At 73.0% G+C, this 19,705-nt stretch carries 12 protein-coding genes; 8 read left to right on the top strand and 4 right to left on the bottom strand.

Going from position 1 to position 19,705, the window contains the following annotated elements:
• The first annotated feature begins 237 nt into the window (after positions 1-237).
• The 5 genes from ACZ4VT_RS33025 (at position 238) to ACZ4VT_RS33005 (ending at position 9,495) form a co-directional block, all read left to right on the top strand.
• Positions 238-3,423 carry an FHA domain-containing protein gene (locus ACZ4VT_RS33025; protein WP_467955096.1) on the top strand — a complete coding sequence of 1,062 codons (3,186 nt, stop codon included), beginning with the start codon at positions 238-240 and terminating at the stop codon, positions 3,421-3,423.
• A gap of 107 nt (positions 3,424-3,530) precedes the next feature.
• Positions 3,531-4,892, top strand: coding sequence for an ABC transporter substrate-binding protein (locus ACZ4VT_RS33020; RefSeq protein ID WP_467955095.1), 1,362 nt, complete (start codon positions 3,531-3,533; stop codon positions 4,890-4,892).
• Between the two features lie 4 nt (positions 4,893-4,896).
• A complete protein-coding gene (locus ACZ4VT_RS33015) occupies positions 4,897-6,222 on the top strand; it encodes a carbohydrate ABC transporter permease (RefSeq protein WP_467955094.1) in 1,326 nt (441 codons plus the stop codon).
• The gene (locus ACZ4VT_RS33010; protein ID WP_467955093.1) at positions 6,219-7,112 is read left to right on the top strand and encodes a carbohydrate ABC transporter permease; all 894 of its coding nucleotides are present in this window, start codon (positions 6,219-6,221) and stop codon (positions 7,110-7,112) included. The genes ACZ4VT_RS33015 and ACZ4VT_RS33010 overlap by 4 nt, the downstream gene beginning before the upstream one ends.
• Positions 7,113-7,221: 109 nt before the next feature.
• Positions 7,222-9,495, top strand: a complete 2,274-nt coding sequence (locus tag ACZ4VT_RS33005; RefSeq protein WP_467955092.1) for a bifunctional glycosyltransferase/CDP-glycerol:glycerophosphate glycerophosphotransferase — start codon at positions 7,222-7,224, stop codon at positions 9,493-9,495.
• A gap of 231 nt (positions 9,496-9,726) precedes the next feature.
• On the opposite strand, the gene ACZ4VT_RS33000 is transcribed toward ACZ4VT_RS33005, so the two are convergent.
• The gene (locus tag ACZ4VT_RS33000) at positions 9,727-10,356 is read right to left on the bottom strand and encodes a TetR/AcrR family transcriptional regulator (RefSeq protein WP_467955091.1); all 630 of its coding nucleotides are present in this window, start codon (positions 10,354-10,356) and stop codon (positions 9,727-9,729) included.
• Positions 10,357-10,494: 138 nt separating this feature from the next.
• Between ACZ4VT_RS33000 and ACZ4VT_RS32995 the strand changes: the two genes are divergently transcribed.
• Both ACZ4VT_RS32995 and ACZ4VT_RS32990 read left to right on the top strand, forming a co-directional pair.
• Positions 10,495-11,403, top strand: coding sequence for an ABC transporter permease (locus tag ACZ4VT_RS32995; protein ID WP_467955090.1), 909 nt, complete (start codon positions 10,495-10,497; stop codon positions 11,401-11,403).
• Positions 11,396-12,172, top strand: a complete 777-nt coding sequence (locus tag ACZ4VT_RS32990; protein WP_467955089.1) for an ABC transporter ATP-binding protein — start codon at positions 11,396-11,398, stop codon at positions 12,170-12,172. Before ACZ4VT_RS32995 ends, ACZ4VT_RS32990 begins: the two co-directional genes overlap by 8 nt.
• 108 nt (positions 12,173-12,280) lie before the next feature.
• Here the strand turns inward: ACZ4VT_RS32990 and ACZ4VT_RS32985 are convergent, their stop codons facing one another.
• From ACZ4VT_RS32985 to ACZ4VT_RS32975, 3 genes are all read right to left on the bottom strand, one after another.
• Positions 12,281-17,260 (bottom strand): NAD-glutamate dehydrogenase, encoded by a 4,980-nt coding sequence (locus ACZ4VT_RS32985; RefSeq protein ID WP_467955088.1) that lies wholly within the window; start codon positions 17,258-17,260, stop codon positions 12,281-12,283.
• Positions 17,261-17,632: 372 nt separating this feature from the next.
• Entirely contained in the window at positions 17,633-18,298 is a 666-nt protein-coding gene (locus tag ACZ4VT_RS32980) for an HAD family hydrolase (protein WP_467955087.1), read from the bottom strand.
• A complete protein-coding gene (locus tag ACZ4VT_RS32975) occupies positions 18,295-18,795 on the bottom strand; it encodes a DUF6912 family protein (protein WP_362815182.1) in 501 nt (166 codons plus the stop codon). Before ACZ4VT_RS32975 ends, ACZ4VT_RS32980 begins: the two co-directional genes overlap by 4 nt.
• Before the next feature lie 301 nt (positions 18,796-19,096).
• On the opposite strand from ACZ4VT_RS32975, the gene ACZ4VT_RS32970 reads away from it, so the two are divergent.
• Entirely contained in the window at positions 19,097-19,540 is a 444-nt protein-coding gene (locus ACZ4VT_RS32970) for an Rv3235 family protein (protein WP_467955086.1), read from the top strand.
• The last annotated feature ends 165 nt before the right edge of the window (positions 19,541-19,705 follow it).

Below are 19,705 nucleotides of genomic sequence, written 5' to 3'. Positions count from 1 at the left end.
TGCGGGGTATGCCCGTGGCGTTTTTCCGTGCCTTTCCCCCGCTCGCCGTCCGTATCCGGTCGAGGTCCGTACCGGGCCGCGACCGATCAAGATCATTTCTTGGTGGGTGCCGGGCGTGTTGTCCGTGACAGGTGCGAGGATGCACCCGTACGGAACGGCACGGGACGGGAGCCCCGCCTTCCGGGCAGACCTGACCGGACGACGCGTCCGTGCCGGGCGGGGGGCGATCGGGCAGCCATGTCCCGGAATTCCCCCTGCCGGGCGCACACACCGCGCACCGCGCAGAAGGGACCGCTGACGGCGATGCAGATCCGGCTGACCGTCCTTGGGTCGCGCAGCGGCCACCAGACCGCGACCGCCCCCGCGAGCTGTGACGTGCTCGTCACGGCACCGGCCGGCACCGCGCTGGCCGCGGTCGCCTCCGGGCTCGCGGCGACCGTCGGCGGACCGGACACCGGGGGCACGGTCGTGCTCTACGCCGGTTCCGAGCGCCTCGACCTCCAGCGGCGGGTGCTGGGCGAGCCGCCGCTCGTGGACGGCGCGGTACTGGCCCTGCACGGGCCCGTGCCGGACGTGCTGCCCGAGGACGGCCTCGGCGCGCCCCAGCTGCACGTCGTCGCCGGACCCGACGCGGGCGGGGTGCACCTGCTGCACAGCGGGCAGATCCGGGTGGGCCGCTCCGCCGACGCCGACGTCCCGCTGGACGACCCCGACGTGTCCCGGCTGCACTGCGCGGTCACGGTGATCCGCGACGGGCGGGTCGCGGTGGCCGACCTGGACTCGACGAACGGCACCACGCTGGACGGCGTCCCCGTGGGCTCCCAGCCGGTCGCCCTGCCGCCGGGGGCGCTGCTGCGGGTCGGCGAGTCCACCCTGCGGCTCGCGCCCGCGGGCGCGACGCCCCCGCTGACCGTGACCCCGGACCAGGAGGGTCACCTCTCCGTGCCGCCCCCGGCGGGCGCCGCCGGCTGGTCGGGCGCCCCCGGTACGCCGGCCGGCGCGGCCGCCGGCGCGCCGTCGGGGCCGCACCCCGCACCCGGCCCCGGCCCGACGGGCACCGCCGGCCCCGCGCCGGACGGCTCCGGCGGAGCCGGACGCGTGACCGGGCCGCACGGACCGGCCGAAGCAGCCGGATGGGCCGGTTCCGGCGGGCCGGACACCGCGGGCGGAGCCGGGTGGACCACCGCCGGCCCGGCCGGCTCCGACGCGCTCCCGGGGCCGCGCCCCGGAACCCCCGCCGGACCACCGGACGCCTGCGGAGGGGCTGGTGACGGCCGCACGTCCGGCGGCGCGTCCGCCGCCTCCGCCGGCCGCCGCAAGGGACTCGGGGCCTGGGCCCGCAAGTGGGTGCGCGGGGAGGACCTCGCCGGGGCCGCGCCGGAGTCGGCGCCCACGGCCGCCGCCCCGGACCCCGACGACCCGGCCGCGCTGCTGCTGGCCGCGATGGGGCCCACCGAGCGCCTGTGGTCCCGTACGCCCGGACAGCCCGGTCACGCCCGGGCGCTGGAGGTGGGGCTCGGCGCCGGGAGCCGGGTGTCGCTGCCGGCCGTCGGCGCGCTCGGCGTCGCGGGCCCGCGGGCCCGGCTGGCCGGGGTGGCCCGCTGGGCGGTCGCCCAGCTGGCGGGGCTGCACGCGCCGGGGCAGCTGGAGATCGTGCTCGTCGCCACCGACCGGGCGCGCGGCCTCGCCGAGCGGCGGCGCGACTGGGGCTGGCTCGGCTGGCTGCCCCACGTACGGCCCGCGCACGGCCAGGACTGCCGGCTCCTCCTCGCGTACGACCGCGACCAGGCCGTCGCCCGCACCGGTGAGCTGACCCGGCGCCTGGACGACGGTCCCCTCGGCGTGCACTGGGCCGCCGCCGACGCCGGGCAGGTCCGGCGGGCCGCCGCCGTCTACGACGGCCCGTACACGCTCGTCGTGATCGACGGCGATCCCGGCGCGGGCGCGCTGCGCGACATCACCGGACGGCTCGCCTCGCACGGCCCGGCCGCCGGGATCCACGTGCTGGCGCTCGCCGAGGCCCCGGCCGCCACCGCCTCCTCGCCGGTCGCCGAGACGTACGAGGCCGCCTGCGCGGTCAATCCCGCCTTCCGGGACTGCGGCGCGGTCGCCCTGCTCAGCGGGGACGTGGCCACGGCCGTACGGACCTTCGAGGTCAGCGGCGGCCGGCCGGTCCCGTCCGGGGGCACCGCCACCGCCGACGCCGTGTCCGCGGCCTGGGCCGAGCGCTTCGCCCGGGCCCTGGCGCCCCTGCGCACCACCGACGGCTGCTCCGCGGCCCCGTACCGGTCGTCCGCCGCCACCCTGCCGGCAACCGCCCGGCTGCTGGACGAGCTGGGGCTGGCCCGGGCCACCCCGGCCTCCCTGATGGCCCGCTGGGCCGCCGCCACGGACCAGGGGCAGGGCACGGGCGGCCTCGCCGAGATCGTGCTGGGCAGCGGGCGGCGCGGCCCCGTCGGCACCGAGCTGGTCCACGACGGCCCGCACCTGCTCATCGAGGGGCCCGCCGGGAGCGGGCGGACGGAACTGCTGCGGGCGGTGGCCGCGTCGCTGTCCGCGGCCGCCCGGCCCGACCGCCTCGGGCTGCTCCTCCTCGACGGGGCCGGCGGCGAGCGCGGCGACGGGCTGCTGCCCTGCACCGAGCTCCCGCACGTCTCCGCCCACCTGGTCGCCTCCGACCCGCTGCGCATGCGGGAGTTCGCGCAGGCGCTGGGCGCGGAGCTGAAGCGCCGCGCCGAGCTGCTGGAGGGGCTGCCGTTCGCCGAGTGGCACGCCCGGCGCGAGGTCTCCGAACGGATGGTCTCGCCCCGCCAGCCCACCCCGGGCGAGCTGCGCGGCGACCTCGACCCGCAGCGCACGGGCACGCTCCGGCTGCGCGCCTCGACCACCCGTACGGATCCGCCGGCCGGGCCCAGTCCGCTGCCCCGCCTGGTGGTGCTGGTGGACGACCTCGACGCGCTGGTCGCGCCGGGCCTCGGCAGTACGGGCCGGCCCGCCGCCGGCTCGGTGGTGCGGGCGCTGGAGGCCGTCGCCCGCGAGGGCGCCCCGCTCGGCGTGCACCTGGTGGCCACCACCGCCCGCCCGGACCGCACGGCCGAAACCGGGCTGGCCCGGCTGACCGCCCTGCGCGTGGAACTCGACGCGCCCGACCAGCCGGGCCCCGGCCGCGGACTGCTCCGGCACGCGGACGGCCGCACGGTCCCGTTCCAGGCCGGCCGGGTCACCGGCCGGATCCCGCGGACGGCGACCTTGAGGCCGACCGTGGTCCCGGTGGAGTGGGAGCGGATGGGTGATCCGCCGGCCCGCCGCCCGGTGCGCGAACTGGGCAACGGACCGACCGACCTCGCGCTGCTGGCCAGCGCCCTGGACCGGGCCTCGCACCTGGTCTCGGCGATACCCGTGCTGTTCCCGCCCGCGCCCTGACGGGCCCCGAGGCTCAAGACCGCCCCCGCGACGCGGTATTGCGGGGGCGCGCGGGTCGGCGTAGACCTTGTGGTCCGGGACACACCACGGGCATCGGGGGCAGAACCATGCGCAGGCACGGAACGAGCCGTACGACACTCACCTGGACGGCGCTCGCCGCGGCGGGCGCGCTCGCGCTCAGCGCGTGCGGCGGCGGCACGGACGAGAAGACGGACCCGCCGAATGCCGCGGGACCGACCGGGCCCCAGGTGGAGTTACCGAAGCTGGACGGCGAGAAGCTGGAGGTCGCCGCGGTCTGGACGGGCCCCGAGCAGGCGAACTTCACGAAGGTCCTGAAGGAGTTCGAGAAGCGGACGGGGGCCACCGTGACCTTCGTCCCGGCCCAGGACCCCATCGTCACCTTCCTCGGTACGAAGATCGCGGGCGGTGCCCCGCCGGACGTCGCGCTGCTCCCGCAGGTCGGCGCGCTGGTCTCGGCCGTGCAGAACAAGTGGGCGCAGCCGGTGGGCCCGGAGGCCCAGGCGCAGCTGGACAAGAACTACTCGGCGGGCTGGAAGTCGCTCGGCGCGGTCGGCGGCACCCAGTACGGCGTGTACTACAAGGCCGCCAACAAGTCGCTGATCTGGTACAACGCGAAGGCCTTCGAGGCGGCCGGGGTCAAGCCCCCGACGACCTGGAAGGAGCTGATCACGGCGGCCGACACGCTGTCCGCCTCCGGTACGCCGGCCGTCTCGGTGGCGGGCGCGGACGGCTGGACCCTCACCGACTGGTTCGAGAACGTCTACCTCTCGCAGGCGGGCCCGGAGAAGTACGACCAGCTGGCCAAGCACCAGATCAAGTGGACGGACGACAGCGTCAAGCAGGCGCTGACGACGCTCGGCGAGCTGTTCGGGCGCAAGGACTTCCTGGCGGGCGGGCCGAGCGGGGCGTTGTCCACGGAGTTCCCGAAGTCGGTGACGCAGACGTTCACCGGCGGCGACCGGCCGGCGGCCGCGATGGTCTTCGAGGGTGACTTCGTGGCGGTGAACATCGCGCAGACCGACGCGAAGGTGGGCGAGGACGCCCTGGTCTTCCCCTTCCCGGCGGTCGGCGCGAAGGCCCCGGTGGTCTCGGGCGGTGACGTGGCGGTCGCGCTGAAGCCGTCGAAGGGCGCGCAGGCCCTGCTGACCTTCCTGGCCTCGGCGGACGCGGCGCAGATCCAGGCCCGCGAGGGCGGTTTCGTCTCCCCGAACAAGGCGGTGGACCCGGCCGCCTATCCGAACGACATCCAGCGGAACATCGCGAAGGCGCTGATCGCGGCGGGCGACGACTTCCGCTTCGACATGTCGGACCAGGCTCCGGCGGCCTTCGGCGGGACCCCGGGCGCGGGCGAGTGGAAGGCGCTCCAGGACTTCCTGGCGAATCCGTCGGACGTGGCGGGCACGCAGGCGAAACTGGAGGCGGACGCGGCCAAGGCCTACGGGAACTAGCCCCGTGAAGGCCTCGGTCAAGGCCGCCCGCGGGGGATTGTCCGCGGAGGCCCGGCGCCGCCGCCTGGTCGCGGCGGCGTTCCTCCTGCCGGCCCTCGTCCTGCTCGGCGCGCTCGTCGTGCACCCGATCGGCTACTCGCTCTACCGCAGCTTCTTCGACCGTTCGGGCGGCACGTTCGTCGGCGGCGACAACTACCGGGAGATCCTGAGCGACGACACCATCCGCACCGCCCTGAAGAACACGGCGGTGTGGGTGGTGCTCGCCCCGACCACGGCCACCGCCCTCGGTCTGATCTTCGCGGTGCTCACCGAACGGGTGCGGTGGGGCACGGCGTTCAAACTGCTGGTGTTCATGCCGATGGCGATCTCGATGCTGGCGGCGGGCATCATCTTCCGGCTCGTCTACGACCACGATCCCGACCGGGGCGTCGCCAACGCGGTCTGGGTCGGGGTCCACGACACCTTCGCGGAGTCCTCGGCCTTCCCCAAGGCCCGCCCGGGCCGGGACTCGCCGCTCGCCGACGCCGGCGGAGGCGCCTTCGTGACCCGCGACCCCGTCCGCGCGGGCACCCCGGTGCTGCTGCCGCTGGTCGGCGTGGCTCCGGAGTCCCTGCCCGAGGGCACGCGGGCGGCGAGGGCGGCGGACGCCGAGCCGGGGAAGGTCACCGGGACGGCCTGGCAGGACTTCACCCGCGGCGGGGGCGGCCGTACGAACGCGGTCGACCCGACCGAGTCGGCCTTCGCCGGGATGCGGATCGAGGCGGTCAAGAACGGCCGGGTGGTCGATTCGGCCACGGCCCGCGCCGACGGCACCTTCACCCTGTCCGCGAAGGCCGACGGGGCGCTGCTGCGGCTGCCCGCCGCCAACTTCCGGGAGGCGTACGCCGGGGTGCAGTGGCTCGGCCCGGCGCTGGTCACCCCGGCGGTGATCGGGGCGTACGTATGGATGTGGGCCGGTTTCGCGATGGTGCTGATCGGGGCCGGGCTGGCGGCCGTACCGCGCGAGCTGCTGGAGGCGGCGCGGGTGGACGGGGCCAACGAGTGGCAGGTGTTCCGCCGGATCACCGTGCCGCTGCTGGGGCCGGTCCTGGCGGTCGTGCTCGTCACCCTCGTCATCAACGTGATGAAGATCTTCGACCTGGTCTTCGTGATCGCGCCGGGCGCGGTCCAGGACGACGCGAACGTGCTCGCGCTGCAGCTGTACCGGACCTCCTTCGGCACCGACGCCGATCCGGGCCTGGGCAGTGCCATCGCCGTGCTGCTGCTGGTGCTGGTGATCCCGGTGATGCTCGTGAACATACGCAGGCTCCGGAAGGAGGGATCCCGATGAGTTCGTCCAAGCCCGAACGGACCGGGAGCACCGCGGGGGCCGGCAGGACCGCGGGCCGGCTGGCCGGGCGGGCCGCGGGCGGGGCGCTGCGGGTGTTCCTGGTCCTGGCCGCGCTCTTCTGGCTGCTGCCCACCCTCGGGCTGCTCATCTCCTCGTTCGTCGCCCCCACCGACCTCAACAAGGGCGGCTGGTGGCAGGTGCTGACGGCCCCCTCGCGGCTGACCGCCGGCAACTACGAGCGGCTGCTGGCCAACGACACCATCACCGGCTCGCTCCTGAACACGGTCGCGATCGCCGTGCCGACCACCCTGCTGGTCCTGGCCCTGGGCTCGTTCGCCGGATACGCCTTCGCCTGGCTGGAGTTCCCGGGCCGGGACTGGCTCTTCCTGATCGTCGTCGGGCTGCTCGTGGTCCCCGTACAGGTGGCGCTGATCCCCGTCTCCGAACTCTTCGGCTCCATCGGGCTGTTCGAGACCACGGCGGGAGTGGTCCTCTTCCACACCGCCTTCGGACTGCCCTTCGCCGTGTTCCTGCTGCGCAACTTCTTCGCGGAGATCCCGCGCGAGCTGCTGGAGGCGGCCCGCCTCGACGGGGCGGGTGAACTGCGGCTGTTCGCCCGGGTGGTGCTGCCGCTCGGCGGGCCGGCGATCGCCTCGCTCGGCATCTTCCAGTTCCTGTGGGTGTGGAACGACATGCTCGTGGCACTGGTCTTCGCGGACTCGGCGAACCCGCCGGTGACGGTCGCGCTCCAGCAGCAGGTACGGCAGTTCGGCAACAACATCGACGTGCTGGCGCCGGGCGCGTTCCTGTCGATGGTGGTCCCGCTCCTCGTCTTCTTCGCGTTCCAGCGGCAGTTCGTCACGGGGGTGATGGCCGGCGCGATCAAGTGATTGACGTGCGGCGTTGACACTGCGTAACCCGATTGCCACACGCTGCGTAACCCGAACGCCACGCCGGGGGTTGCTGGGCAATATGCCCGCGCCGACCCCTGGATGTGCCGTGCCCCGGTTCAGCGTCATCGTGCCCGCGTACAAGGTCCAGGCCTACCTCCAGGAGAGTCTGGACTCGGTCCTGACGCAGTCGTACCCGGATCTGGAACTGATCGCGGTCGACGACGCCTCCCCCGACGCCTGCGGTTCGATCATCGACGAGTACGCGGCACGTGACCCCCGGGTCACCGCCGTGCACCTGGCGCACAACCTGGGTCTGGGCCCGGCCCGCAACGCGGGTCTGGCCCGGGCCACCGGCGACTACCTGATCTTCCTCGACGGCGACGACACCCTCGCCCCCGGCGCCCTGCAGGCCATCACCGACCGGCTGAAGGCCACCGGCTCCCCCGACGTCCTCGTCTACGACTACGCGCGCACCTTCTGGTCGGGCGAGGTGGTGCGCAACCGCCTCGCGCACCGACTGTCCGAGGAGGGCCCGGCCAGCTTCCGGCTCGCCGACCGCCCGGCGCTGCTGGCCATGCTGATGGTGGTGTGGAACAAGGCCTACCGCCGCGAGTACGTGGAGCGCGAGGGCCTCGCCTTCCCGCCCGGCCTCTACGAGGACACCCCCTGGACCTACCCGGCGCTGCTGGCAGCGGAGTCCGTCGCCGTCCTTGACCGGGTCTGCGTCCACTACCGCCAGCGGCGCACCGGCTCGATCCTGACCACCACCAGCCGCCGCCACCTCGACATCTTCGACCAGTACGAGCGGGTCTTCGGCTATCTCGCCGGGCGCCCCGAGCTGGAGCGCTGGCGCCCCACCGTGCACCGCCGCATGGCCGAGCACTTCTGCGCCCTGTACGCCGACCCGCGCCGCCTCCCGCGCGCCGGCCGGGCCGAGTTCTTCAGCCGGGCCTCCGCCCTGCTGCGCCGCTACCGGGCCCCGGGCGGCAGGTCCGCGCTGCCGGTGTCCCTGTCGCGGACCGATCAGGTCCGGCACACCCTGATGCGGCTGGGCACCCGGCGCACCTACCGGCTGCTGTCCGCGCTGCGCTCGGCCGGGCTGGCACTGGGCCGCGCGGCCTCTGCCCTGTGGCAGGGCCTGCGCGAGACGGCCCGGCGCCTGCACTACCGGATCCAGCGCCTGCTCCCCCTGCGCCCGGAACTCGCGGTCTTCTCCGCGTACTGGCACGGCGGCTACGCCTGCAACCCGGCGGCGATCGAGGCCAAGCTGCGGGAACTGGCGCCCCGGATGCGGACGGCGTGGATCTGCGACCCGGCGCACGCCTCGACCCTGCCCCGGAAGACGACGGCGCTGCGCCCGGGCTCGGCGGCGTACTGGACCGCGCTGGCCCGGGCCACCTACCTGGTCACGAACGTCAACTTCGACCGCGCCCTGGTCAAGCGCCCCGGCCAGATCCTGGTGCAGACCCAGCACGGCACCCCGCTCAAGCGCGTCGGCATCGACCTCCAGGACCGCCCGGCGGCCACCCCGACGACCGACTTCGCGGGCCTGCTGCGCGGCGCCGACCAGTGGGACTACCTGCTCTCCGCGAACCGGCACTCCACCCTGGTCTGGGAGAAGGCCGTCCCGTCCTCCTACACGACCCTCGAATACGGCTACCCGCGCAACGACGTCTTCCACCGGGCGACCCGCGCGGACGTACTGGAACTGCGCGAACGGCTCGGCATCCCGGCGGGTTCGACGGCGATCCTGTACGCGCCCACCCACCGCGACTACCGGCGCAGCCGGCCGGAACACCTGGACTTCGAGCGGGTCCTGCGCGATCTGGGCCCGCAGTTCACGATCCTCGCCCGCACCCACCTCACGTACGCGGACGCCGACCGCGCGTGGGAGCCGCACCCGCGGCTGCTGGACGTCTCCTCCCACCCCTCGGTGGAGGAGCTCTGCCTCGCCTCGGACGCGCTCGTCACGGACTACTCGTCCCTGATGTTCGACTACGCGGCGCTGGACCGGCCGATCGTGATCCACGCGGACGACTGGGAGGCGTACGAGGCGGCCCGCGGCACCTACTTCGACCTGCGCTCGTGCCCGCCGGGTGCGATCGCCCGGACCCAGGACGAGCTGGTGGACATCTTCACCACGGGCCACTGGCAGGGCTCGCGCTCGGCGCAGCTGCGGGCGGCGTTCCGCGGACGGTTCTGCTCGTACGACGACGGCCACGCGGCGGAACGCGTGGTCCGGCGCGTCTTCCTGGGGCAGACGGCCCCGATCCCCGCGATCATCCCCCTGGCGGACCGCCACCCCACCCCTCCGGCCCCGACCCCGACCCCGACCCCGGTCCCGGTCCAGGAACCAACCCTGGCCCACCTCTGGCCGTAGGCTCCCGCGCCACCGCTGCGGGGGCTCCGCCCCCGAGCCCCCGCTCCTCAAACGCCGGAGGGGCTGGATTGTGCCGGCCTCGGCCAAATCCAGCGCCGCCGGCGTTTGAGGCGATCTTTCAGCCTCGCCGGCGTTTGAGGCGCGGGGTCTGGGGCGGAGCCCCGTATTTCAGCCTCGCCGGCGTTTGAGGCGCGGGGTCTGGGGCGGAGCCCCAGCAGGCCGCCCGCAGGGTCAGGCCGTGCGCAGCCCGGCCACGACCGATCGCGCGAGCTCGTCGAGATATCCGCCGGGGACGGAGTCCCCCACGACCACCTGCCGCCAGTACAGCGGCCCGATCGCCAGATCGAGCGCCCGATCCGGATCAACCCCCTCCGCCAGCTCGCCGCGCGAAACGGCCTCGCCGACGATGCCCGCGGCAACCCGTCGCTGCCCCTCCAGCAACGCCCCCCGCACCGCATCCGCGATCTCCGGGTTCCGCGCCGCCTCCACCAGCAGGTCGGGGATGACCGCCGACGCCACCGGGTGCCTCAGCACGTGGGACATGACCTCCAGCAGCGCCCGTACGTCCCCGTACAGCGACCCCGTCGCCGGCACCGGCAGGCCGTCCGCCGCGAAGGCCCCGATCAGGTCCAGCACCAGGTGCAGCTTGGACTTCCACCGCCGGTACACCGCGGTCTTGCCGACGCCCGCCCGCCGCGCGATGCCCTCGATGGACATCCGCGAGAACCCGACCGCGGCCAGTTCCTCCAGCACCGCCTCGCGGATCGCCTCGGTCACGTCCTCGCGCAGGACGGCGGCGCCCGCGGGGGCTCTACGGGCGGCGGGGGCAGGGGCGGGGGCGGCGGAGGGGTCCGTGGTCATGCACAGAGCATAGCTGCGCCCACGTCACGACGATACGGTTGCGTTCCGACGCAGCACGCCCTAACCTCGCCGTAGCGACGATACGGACCCGTCCCGACCTCGACAGCGACGTACTGACCCCCGTCGAAAGCGAACCCTGTGACCACCGCGACCGCATCCAAGACCGCGCCCGCGCACCCCGCGGACCTCGCCGACCTGGCCGCCGCCCACGGCCTCACCCTCAGCGGCGCCCGCCCCTCCCTCCCCCGCTACGTCGCGGAGCTCTGGAACCGCCGCCACTTCGTGGCCGCGTACGCCACCGCCCGCATGCAGGCCACGTACAGCACGGCCAAGCTCGGCCAGGTCTGGCACCTGGTCACCCCGCTGCTCAACGCGGCCGTCTACTACTTCGTCTTCGGCCTCGCGATGAAGGCCAGCAGCGGAGTGCCGGACTACCTCCCCTTCCTGATCACCGGCATCTTCGTCTGGGACTTCATCGGCAGCTCCGTCAACGCCGGCACCCGCGCCGTCCACAGCAACCTCGGCCTGGTCCGCGCCCTGCACTTCCCCCGCGCGAGCCTGCCCCTCTCCACCGTCGTCCAGCTCTTCCAGCAGCTGCTCGTCACCATGGGCGCCCTCGTCATCCTGCTGCTCGCCTTCGGCCAGACGCCCGGCCCGGCCTGGCTCCTGGCCGTCCCAGCGCTCCTGCTGATGGCCGTCTTCGCCGCCGGCTGCGCCATGATCATGGCCCGCATCGGCAGCAAGAGCCCCGACGTAAGCCAGCTGATGCCCTTCGTCCTGCGCACCTGGATGTACTCCTCGGGCGTCATGTGGTCCATCGACCAGATCCACAAGACGGGCGACCTGCCGCACTGGGTGCTGACCGTGCTCAAGCTCAACCCCGCGGCCGTCTACATCGACCTGATGCGCTTCGCGCTGATCGACAGCTTCGAGGCGCATTCGCTCCCGCACCACGTGTGGCCGATCGCCATCGGCTGGGCCCTGCTCGCCGGCGTCGGCGGCTTCATCTACTTCTGGAAGGCAGAGGAGGAGTACGGCCGTGGCTGACACCCGAGGACGGATCCCCACCGTGATCGCCGACGGGGTCCACGTCATCTACAAGGTCCACGGCAGCGGCAGCCGCACGGGCGGCGCCACCGCCGCCCTCAGCCGGGTCTTCTCCCGCAAGCCGGCCCCCGGCGTCCGCGAGGTGCACGCCGTCAAGGGCGTCACCTTCACCGCGTACAAGGGCGAGGCCATCGGCCTCATCGGCTCCAACGGCTCGGGCAAGTCCACCCTGCTGGCCGCCATCGCCGGTCTCCAGCCGGTGGCCCGCGGCCGGATCTTCTCGCACGGCCAGCCGTCCCTGCTGGGCGTGAACGCCGCCCTGATGAACGACCTGACGGGCGAGCGCAACGTCGTGCTCGGCGGCCTCGCGATGGGCATGTCCAAACAGCAGATCCACGAGCGCTACCGGGACATCGTCGACTTCTCCGGCATCAACGAGAAGGGCGACTTCATCTCCCTGCCGATGCGAACGTACTCCTCCGGCATGGGCGCCCGCCTGCGGTTCTCGATCGCCGCCGCCAAGGACCACGACGTACTCATGATCGACGAGGCCCTGGCCACCGGCGACGCGGCCTTCCAGCGGCGCAGCCAGGCCCGCATCGAGCAACTCCGCGAACAGGCCGGCACGGTCTTCCTCGTCAGCCACGGCATCAACACGGTCCGCGAGACCTGCGACCGCGCGATCTGGCTGGAGGCGGGCGTCCTGCGCATGGACGGCCCGTCCGCCGAAGTCTGCGACGCGTACGAGGCCTTCACCGCGGGCCGCTGAGTACAGCCCCGCCGGCGTTTGAGGCGCGGGGGTCTGGGGGCAGCGGCAACGGGCCGAGCCCGGGACCACTGGGTCCCGGGCCCGGCCCGTTCGGCTCAATTCGACCGATCAGCTGTGCGCGCGCAGCAGCGACCGCATCGTCCGCATCGCCACCGACAGATTCGCCAGGTCGAAGTCGTCCGACCCCCGGATCTCGTCCAGCGTCGTCCGCGCCCGCCCGATGATCGCCGCGTTCTTCTCCTCCCACGCCTTGAAGCGCTCCTCGGGAGTCGAACTGCCGTTGCCCACCGACAGCACGTCCGCCGTCAGCGCCGCGTGGGCCGCGAACAGGTCCTCGCGGATCGACGCACGGGCCATGGACTGCCAGCGGTCGGCCCGCGGCAGTTCGATGATCCGGTCCATCAGCTGGGTGATGTCCAGGCGGTCGGCGAGGTCGTAGTAGACCTCCGCGACCTCCAGGCAGCCGACACCCGTGCGGTCCGCGATCGCGACGACGTCGAGCGTCGGGAAGGCGGAGGAGAACCCGGCGACCTTGGCCGCCAGTTCCTCCGGGACGCCCTCGCCCGTCAGCTCGTCCATGATCGACCGGTACCACTCCAGGTCGGCGCCGCGCACCAGCTTCGGCAGCTCCGCCCAGACCTGCCCGACCCGCTCCGCGAAGAAGGCGATGGTCTCGGAGATCTGGAGCGGCTGCGGCCGGTTGTTCAGCAGCCAGCGGGTACCGCGCTCGACCAGGCGCCGCGAGTGCAGCCGCACCCGGGTCTGGACGTCGGCGGCGACCTTGTTGTCGAGCGCCTCCACCGCGTCCCAGACGTCGGCCAGGCCGAAGATCTCGCGGGCCGCGAGCTGCGCCCGGACGATCTCCTCCGTGGAGGCCCCGGTCTCCTCGCGCAGGCGGTGCAGGAAGGTCGAACCGCCGGTGTTGACGGTGTCGTTGACCAGGACGGTGGTGATGATCTCGCGGCGCAGCGCGTGCGCGTCGATCTGCTCGGCGAACTTCTCGCCCAGGGCGGCCGGGAAGTACGCGAAGAGCAGGCGGCGCAGGTACGGGTCGTCCGGCAGCCCGGTGGCGATGAGCTCGTCCGCCACCGTGATCTTGGTGTAGGCGAAGAGCACGGCCAGTTCCGGCTGGGTCAGGCCCTTGCCGCCGCTCAGCAGCTCGCGGATCTGGCGGTCCGTGGGCAGGAACTCCAGCCCGCGGTCCAGCAGTCCGGCGTTCTCCAGGCGGCGCATGTAGCGCTGCTGGGCGTGGAGCAGGCTCGGGGCCTGCGCGGCGCCGTTGGCGAGCGCCGTGTTCTGCGCGTAGTTGTTGCGCAGGACGAGGTGGCCCACCTCGTCGGTCATCTGGGCGAGCAGCTTGTTGCGCTGCTTGACGGTCATATCGCCGTCCGCGACGACCGCGTTGAGCAGGATCTTGATGTTCACCTCGTGGTCGGAGGTGTCCACGCCCGCGCTGTTGTCGATGGCGTCGGTGTTGACCTTGCCGCCCTCGCCGCCGGCGCCGGTCCGGGCGAACTCGATGCGGCCGAGCTGGGTCAGGCCCAGGTTGCCGCCCTCGCCGATGACCTTGGCCCGGACGTGGGAGCCGTTGACGCGGATGGAGTCGTTGGCCTTGTCGCCGACGTCCGCGTGCGTCTCGGCCGTCGCCTTGACGTACGTACCGATGCCGCCGTTCCACAGCAGGTCCACGGGGGCCTGCAGGATGGCCTGCATCAGGTCGGCGGGGGTCATCTTGGTGACGCCCGCCTCGATGCCGAGGGCCTCGCGGACGTGCGCGTTGACCGGGATGGACTTCGCGCTGCGCGGGTGGATGCCGCCGCCGGCGGAGAGCAGCGAGCTGTCGTAGTCGGCCCACGAGGAGCGCGGCAGCTCGAACAGGCGCCGGCGCTCCGCGTACGAGGTGGCCGCGTCCGGGGTCGGGTCGATGAAGATGTGCCGGTGGTCGAAGGCGGCGACCAGGCGGATGTGCTCGGAGAGCAGCATGCCGTTGCCGAAGACGTCACCGGACATGTCACCGACGCCGACGACGGTGAAGTCCTCGGTCTGGGTGTCGTGGCCGAGCTCGCGGAAGTGCCGCTTGACGGACTCCCACGCGCCGCGGGCGGTGATGCCCATGCCCTTGTGGTCGTAGCCGGCCGAGCCGCCCGAGGCGAAGGCGTCGCCGAGCCAGAAGCCGTAGGACTCCGCCACGCCGTTGGCGATGTCGGAGAAGGTCGCGGTGCCCTTGTCGGCGGCGACGACGAGGTAGGTGTCGTCCTCGTCGTGGCGGACCACGCCCTTCGGGGGCACGACCTCGCCGGCGACCATGTTGTCGGTGATGTCGAGCAGCGCCGAGATGAAGATCTTGTACGAGGCGATGCCCTCGGCGAGCCAGGCGTCGCGGTCCACCGACGGGTCGGGGAGGTTCTTGGCGACGAAGCCGCCCTTGGCGCCGACGGGCACGATGACGGTGTTCTTGACCATCTGCGCCTTGACCAGGCCGAGGATCTCCGTACGGAAGTCCTCGCGGCGGTCGGACCAGCGCAGGCCGCCTCGGGCGACCTTGCCGAAGCGCAGGTGGACGCCCTCGACGCGCGGGGAGTACACCCAGATCTCGAAGGCCGGTCGGGGCGCCGGGAGCTCCGGGATGGCCTGCGGGTCGAACTTCATCGACACGTAGGAGTGCTGCTCGCCCGCACCGGTGGTCTGGAAGAAGTTGGTCCGCAGCGTCGCCTTGATCAGGGTGAGGAAGGCCCGCAGGATACGGTCCTCGTCGAGCGAGGCGACCTGGTCCAGGGCCCCGTCCAGCTCCTCCAGCATGGCGTCGACGAGCTCGCTGCCGGCGGCCTGGCGGACGGGCGACATCCGGGCCTCGAAGAGCGAGACCAGCAGCCGGGTGGTGTGGACGTTGTTGCGGAGGGTGTCCTCCATGTAGTCCTGGCTGAAGGTGGAGCCGGCCTGGCGCAGGTACTTGGCGTACGCGCGCAGGACGACGGCCTGCCGCCAGGTGAGCCCGGCGCTCAGCACGAGGGTGTTGAAGTTGTCGTTCTCCGCGTCGCCCTGCCAGACCGCGGCGAAGGCGTCCTGGAAGCGCTCGCGGGCGTCGTCGCCGAGGTAGTTGGCGGCCGCCGCGTCACCGTGGCCGGTGGCCAGGGGCATCCGCAGGCCGAAGTCGTAGATCCACGCGCTGACCCGGTCCGAGCGGCGCAGCTCGTAGGGGCGCTCGTCGGTGACCTCGACGCCGAGGCGCTGCAGCACCGGCAGGACCGCGGAGAGCGAGACCTGCTCGCCGGTGCGGAAGATCTTGAACCGGCGCTCGCCGGGGGCGGCGCCCACCGGCTCGTACAGCGAGAGCGCGAACTTGCGGTCGCTGGCGGCGAGCCGCTCCAGGTGCATCAGGTCGGCGACGGCGGCGCGCGGCGAGTGGTCGGCCTTGTAGCCCTCGGCGAAGGAGGTGCCGTAACGGCGCAGCAGCTCCGCGGCGCGCTCCTCGCCGCACTCGGCGATCAGCGCTTCCTGGAAGCCGTCGGCCCAGGAGCGGGCGGCCTCGACGAGGCGGCCTTCGATGCGCTCGACGTCGCCGTCGGTCAGGCCGGGCAGCTCGGTGCCCTGCGGGACGCGGATGACGAAGTGGATGCGGGAGAGGATCGACTCGGTGTTCCAGGCGGTGAAGTCGACGCTGATGCCGCCGAGCTCCTCCTTCAGGATGTCCATGAGGCGCAGCCGGACGCCGGTGGTGAACCGGTCGCGCGGCAGGTAGACGAGGGCCGAGTAGTAGCGGCCGTACTCGTCCTGGCGCAGGTACAGCCGCAGCCGGCGGCGCTCCTGGAGGTACAGGACGGAGGTGACGATGGACTGGAGCTGGTCGACCGGGGTCTGGAACAGCTCGTCGCGCGGGTAGGTCTCCAGGATCTGCGTCAGGTCGCGGCCGTCGTGGCTGGACGGCGAGAAGCCGGCGCGGTCGAGGACCTCGGCGACCTTGCGGCGGACGACCGGGACGCGGCGCACGGACTCGGTGTACGCGGCGGAGGAGAACAGGCCGAGGAAGCGGCGCTCGCCCACGACGTTGCCGTCGGCGTCGAACTTCTTGACGCCCACGTAGTCGAGGTACGAGGGGCGGTGCACGGTGGAGCGGCTGTTGGCCTTGGTCAGCACCAGCAGGCGGTGCTCGCGGGCCTTGGCACGGGCGTCGGCCGGCAGCCGGTTGAAGGACGGCGAGACCGGGTGGCCGTCGTCCTTGCCACTGTGGTGCGGGTCGGAGCGCAGGATGCCGAGGCCGGTGCCGGGCACGGCGGCCAGGGAGTCGCCGTCGACGAGGTTGTACTCGCGGTAGCCGAGGAAGGTGAAGTGGTCGTCGGCGAGCCAGCGCAGCAGCTCACGGGCCTCTTCGAGCTCGTACTCGCGCAGGTCCGGGGCGGTGGGCTCCTCGGGCAGGCCCTCGGCGATGCGCAGCGCGGCGTCGCGCATCTTCTCCCAGTCCTCGACGGACTCGCGTACGTCGGACAGGACGCGCAGCAGGTCGGCGTTGATCTGCTTGAGGTCGGCGCGGTCGGTCTCGCGGTCGATCTCGACGTGGATCCAGGACTCGACGAGGGAGTCGTGGGGGCGCGAGGTGCGGGGGCCGTGCGCGTCGCAGTCGGGGCCGAGGATCTCGATCAGCTTGCCGGTGACGTCACGGCGGACCACGACCTGCGGGTGGATCACGACGTGGATGCCGCGGCCCTGGCGGGACAGCTCGTTCGTCACGGAGTCCACGAGGAAGGGCATGTCGTCGGTGACGACCTCGACGACGGAGTGGCTGGAGGTCCAGCCGTTCTCCTCGACCGTGGGGGTGTGCACGCGCACGTTCGCGGTGCCCTGCGGCCGGTTCTCGGCGAGCCGGTAGTGGGAGAGCGCGGCTCCGAACACGTCGACCGGGTCCCGGTCCGTGAGGTCCTCGGGTGCCGTGTGCAGGTAGTAGCGCTGGAGGTAGGAGAGCACCGCGTCCTGGTCTGGACGCTCTCCCTGCTCGGACCCAGTCGGAAGTAGCCCCCCGGCCGGGCTGTGCTCAGCTACCCGGGCCGCCCGTGCGAGCAGCTCGGCCTTTGCTTCGTCCAGCTTGGTCTGCATGTCCTCTGGCTCCTGTCGCGCGCCATTGCGTGACGTAGGTGAAGAAGGAAGAAGGAATGACATAGCGCCGCGAGGCGGGGTGTCCGTTCGGGATCGACGCTATGCCGTCGAGAGAGCCGACCGGGAGGGAATGAGCCAAGATCGGCTGGAGGTCCCGGTGGCGGGGATCAGCGAAGGCCCGGGCACGGTCGTGCGCCGGGCGCAGGCCGGAGGCTCCAGTGCCCCCGATGACTATCGCGCTGATCACGGGTACAAGGCTATCCCGACCTACCCCCAGGTCGTCATTCGCTGCATCTGTATAAATCTTGGGGTGAAACTTTGACAGTCTGGCCAGCGACGCGGCACGGCTGTCCGTGCAGCGTGCTTGTCCAGTCAGTATTCGGCCAGCTCGCGAGCTGTCAGTACGGCCTCGGCCAGGGTGTCCACGACCGGCACACCGGCTGATTCCAGACTGCTGCGACTGTGTGAACCGCCCGTGTAGAGCACCGCCCGGGCGCCGACGTGGGCGGCGGCCAGCGCGTCGTCCACGGCGTCTCCGATGAGGACCGTACGGTCGGCCGTCACACCCGTCCCGTCCAGGGCGGTCAGGTGGCGTACGAGGTGTCCCGCCTTCGACGTGTGCGAGGGGCCGGTCCGCCCGTCGACGCGCAGGAAGTGGTGGTCGATCCCGTGGGTCCGGACCAGGGGTACGAGCTTCTCGTGGGGCGCGAGGGACAGCAGGGACTGGGTGAGCCCGTCCCGCTGCCATTCCTGGAGCAGCTCGCGGGCGCCCTCGGCGAGCCCGGCGTCCTCGGCCGCGGCCCAATAGTGCCGGTGGAAGGCCTCGTCCATGACCACCCACTCCTCGTCGGTGGGCAGCCGTCCCATGAGGCGCTCGTAGAACTTCGGCACCGGTACGACGTACAGCTCGCGGTAGGTCTCCAGAGTGATCGGCGCGAGGCCGAGCTCGGCGAAGGAGGCGTTGGTCGCGACCATGACGGCGTCGATGTCGTGGAGGAGGGTGCCGTTCCAGTCCCAGACGATGTGCTTTTGGGTCACTTCAGCAACCCCGGGATCTCCTGCACGCCGAACCACAGCAGCTCGTGGTCCTCGGCTCCGTCGACGATGAACTGCGCGTCCCCGTCCCCGCCGTCGGCGGCGGGGAGGGCCTGCGCGGCGGCGGCCACGTCCTCGTCGGCGTCATCGGCGTCCACGTGCACGGCGGCGGCCACGGTGAGCCGTACGGCCCCCGCCAGGGTCACCTGGCCGAGGGTGGCCTCGTCGACCCCGGGGGTGGCGGTGGCGGCCTTGTCGTCGACGTCGAGGGCGACGACGACGCGGCGGCGCGGGGCGCCCGCGTCCGCGGCGAGCAGCCGCAGGGAGGCGGCCGCGGCCCGGTTCAGGGCCGCGTACTCCAGCTCCTCGATGTCGTCCGACACGTACCACTCGCGGAGCCCGGGGGTGACGGCGTACGCCCGCAGCGGGGCGGGGCCCAGCTCACCCGCCTTGTGCACCTCGGCGAGCCCGGGGAGGGTCAGGGGGACGTACACGCGCATGGCCGGCTGCTTTCGGTAGTCGGAAAACTCCCCCAGGATACGACTCCGAGGGTCCGCCAGGGTGACGGAGCCGGTACCCCTTCGAGGTGCCGGACCGGGACCGGCGGCCGTCAACCGCGTCCCCGTACGCGCTCGGTCCGGGCCCGGGGAGCGCCGGGCGCGCACTCGGATAGGTGAACCGGGGCGGCGGCCCGCCCGGCGGTGCGCGTGGTTGCGGAGCGTGTTCGGCGACCGTAGAAGATCCCCATCAAGTTACCGCCCGGTACCGCTCCGGGCCCGGCCTGTTCGGGGGCAGATCGCGATGGACACGACGACGCGCGGCACGATCGGCAACGACGGGAGCCGCCGCCCGGGGGGCCGCACCCGCACCCGGCCCGCCGGACGGCGCGACACGCGGCGCCCGGCAGGCCCCCCGCGCACGCTGCGGCTCGGCCCGCACCACTGGTTCGCCGAACACCTCCTGGCGGTCGTCAGCGGCCTCCGCCCGGTCCACTCGCTCCTGGGCCACACCGTCGGCCCCGCCTACCAGCAGCTGGTCACCCTGGCCCCCGCAGGCCCTCTCCGCGACCGGCTCCGCCCGGTCATCCGCCAGTGCGGCCGCTTCACCCCCGGCCCGGGCGTCATCGAAGCCTTCGCCCGCATCGCCACGGGCGACCGCCTCACCGCCATGGCCTTCCGCCTGGAACAGGGCCCAGACCTCCGCTGGCGCTGCGCCGCGGTGGAGATCCAGGGCCCCCTCCCCTGAGGCGCTGGCGCTGCGCCGCCAGGCCCCATCCAGCCCCGCCGGCGTTTGAGGCGCTCTTTCAGCCCCGCCGGCGTTTGAGGCGCGGAGTCCGGGGCGGAGCCCAGCAGCGGCGCCGCCCCGGCCACACGACGCGGCCGGGGCCGGACACCCATGGTGTCCGGCCCC

This window comes from Streptomyces sp. NPDC029164 (assembly GCF_055563995.1).
This window is presented reverse-complemented; position numbering and strand designations above follow the sequence as displayed.

What these genes read in the sequence shown, in the direction of transcription:
- ACZ4VT_RS33025 (WP_467955096.1), top strand. Translation starts at nt 238, where the DNA reads ATGTCCCGGAATTCCCCCTGCCGGGCGCACACACCGCGCACCGCGCAG.
- ACZ4VT_RS33020 (WP_467955095.1), top strand. Translation starts at nt 3,531, where the DNA reads ATGCGCAGGCACGGAACGAGCCGTACGACACTCACCTGGACGGCGCTC.
- ACZ4VT_RS33010 (WP_467955093.1), top strand. Translation starts at nt 6,219, where the DNA reads ATGAGTTCGTCCAAGCCCGAACGGACCGGGAGCACCGCGGGGGCCGGC.
- ACZ4VT_RS33000 (WP_467955091.1), bottom strand. Translation starts at nt 10,356, where the DNA reads ATGACCACGGACCCCTCCGCCGCCCCCGCCCCTGCCCCCGCCGCCCGT.
- ACZ4VT_RS32985 (WP_467955088.1), bottom strand. Translation starts at nt 17,260, where the DNA reads ATGCAGACCAAGCTGGACGAAGCAAAGGCCGAGCTGCTCGCACGGGCG.
- ACZ4VT_RS32975 (WP_362815182.1), bottom strand. Translation starts at nt 18,795, where the DNA reads ATGCGCGTGTACGTCCCCCTGACCCTCCCCGGGCTCGCCGAGGTGCAC.
- ACZ4VT_RS32970 (WP_467955086.1), top strand. Translation starts at nt 19,097, where the DNA reads ATGGACACGACGACGCGCGGCACGATCGGCAACGACGGGAGCCGCCGC.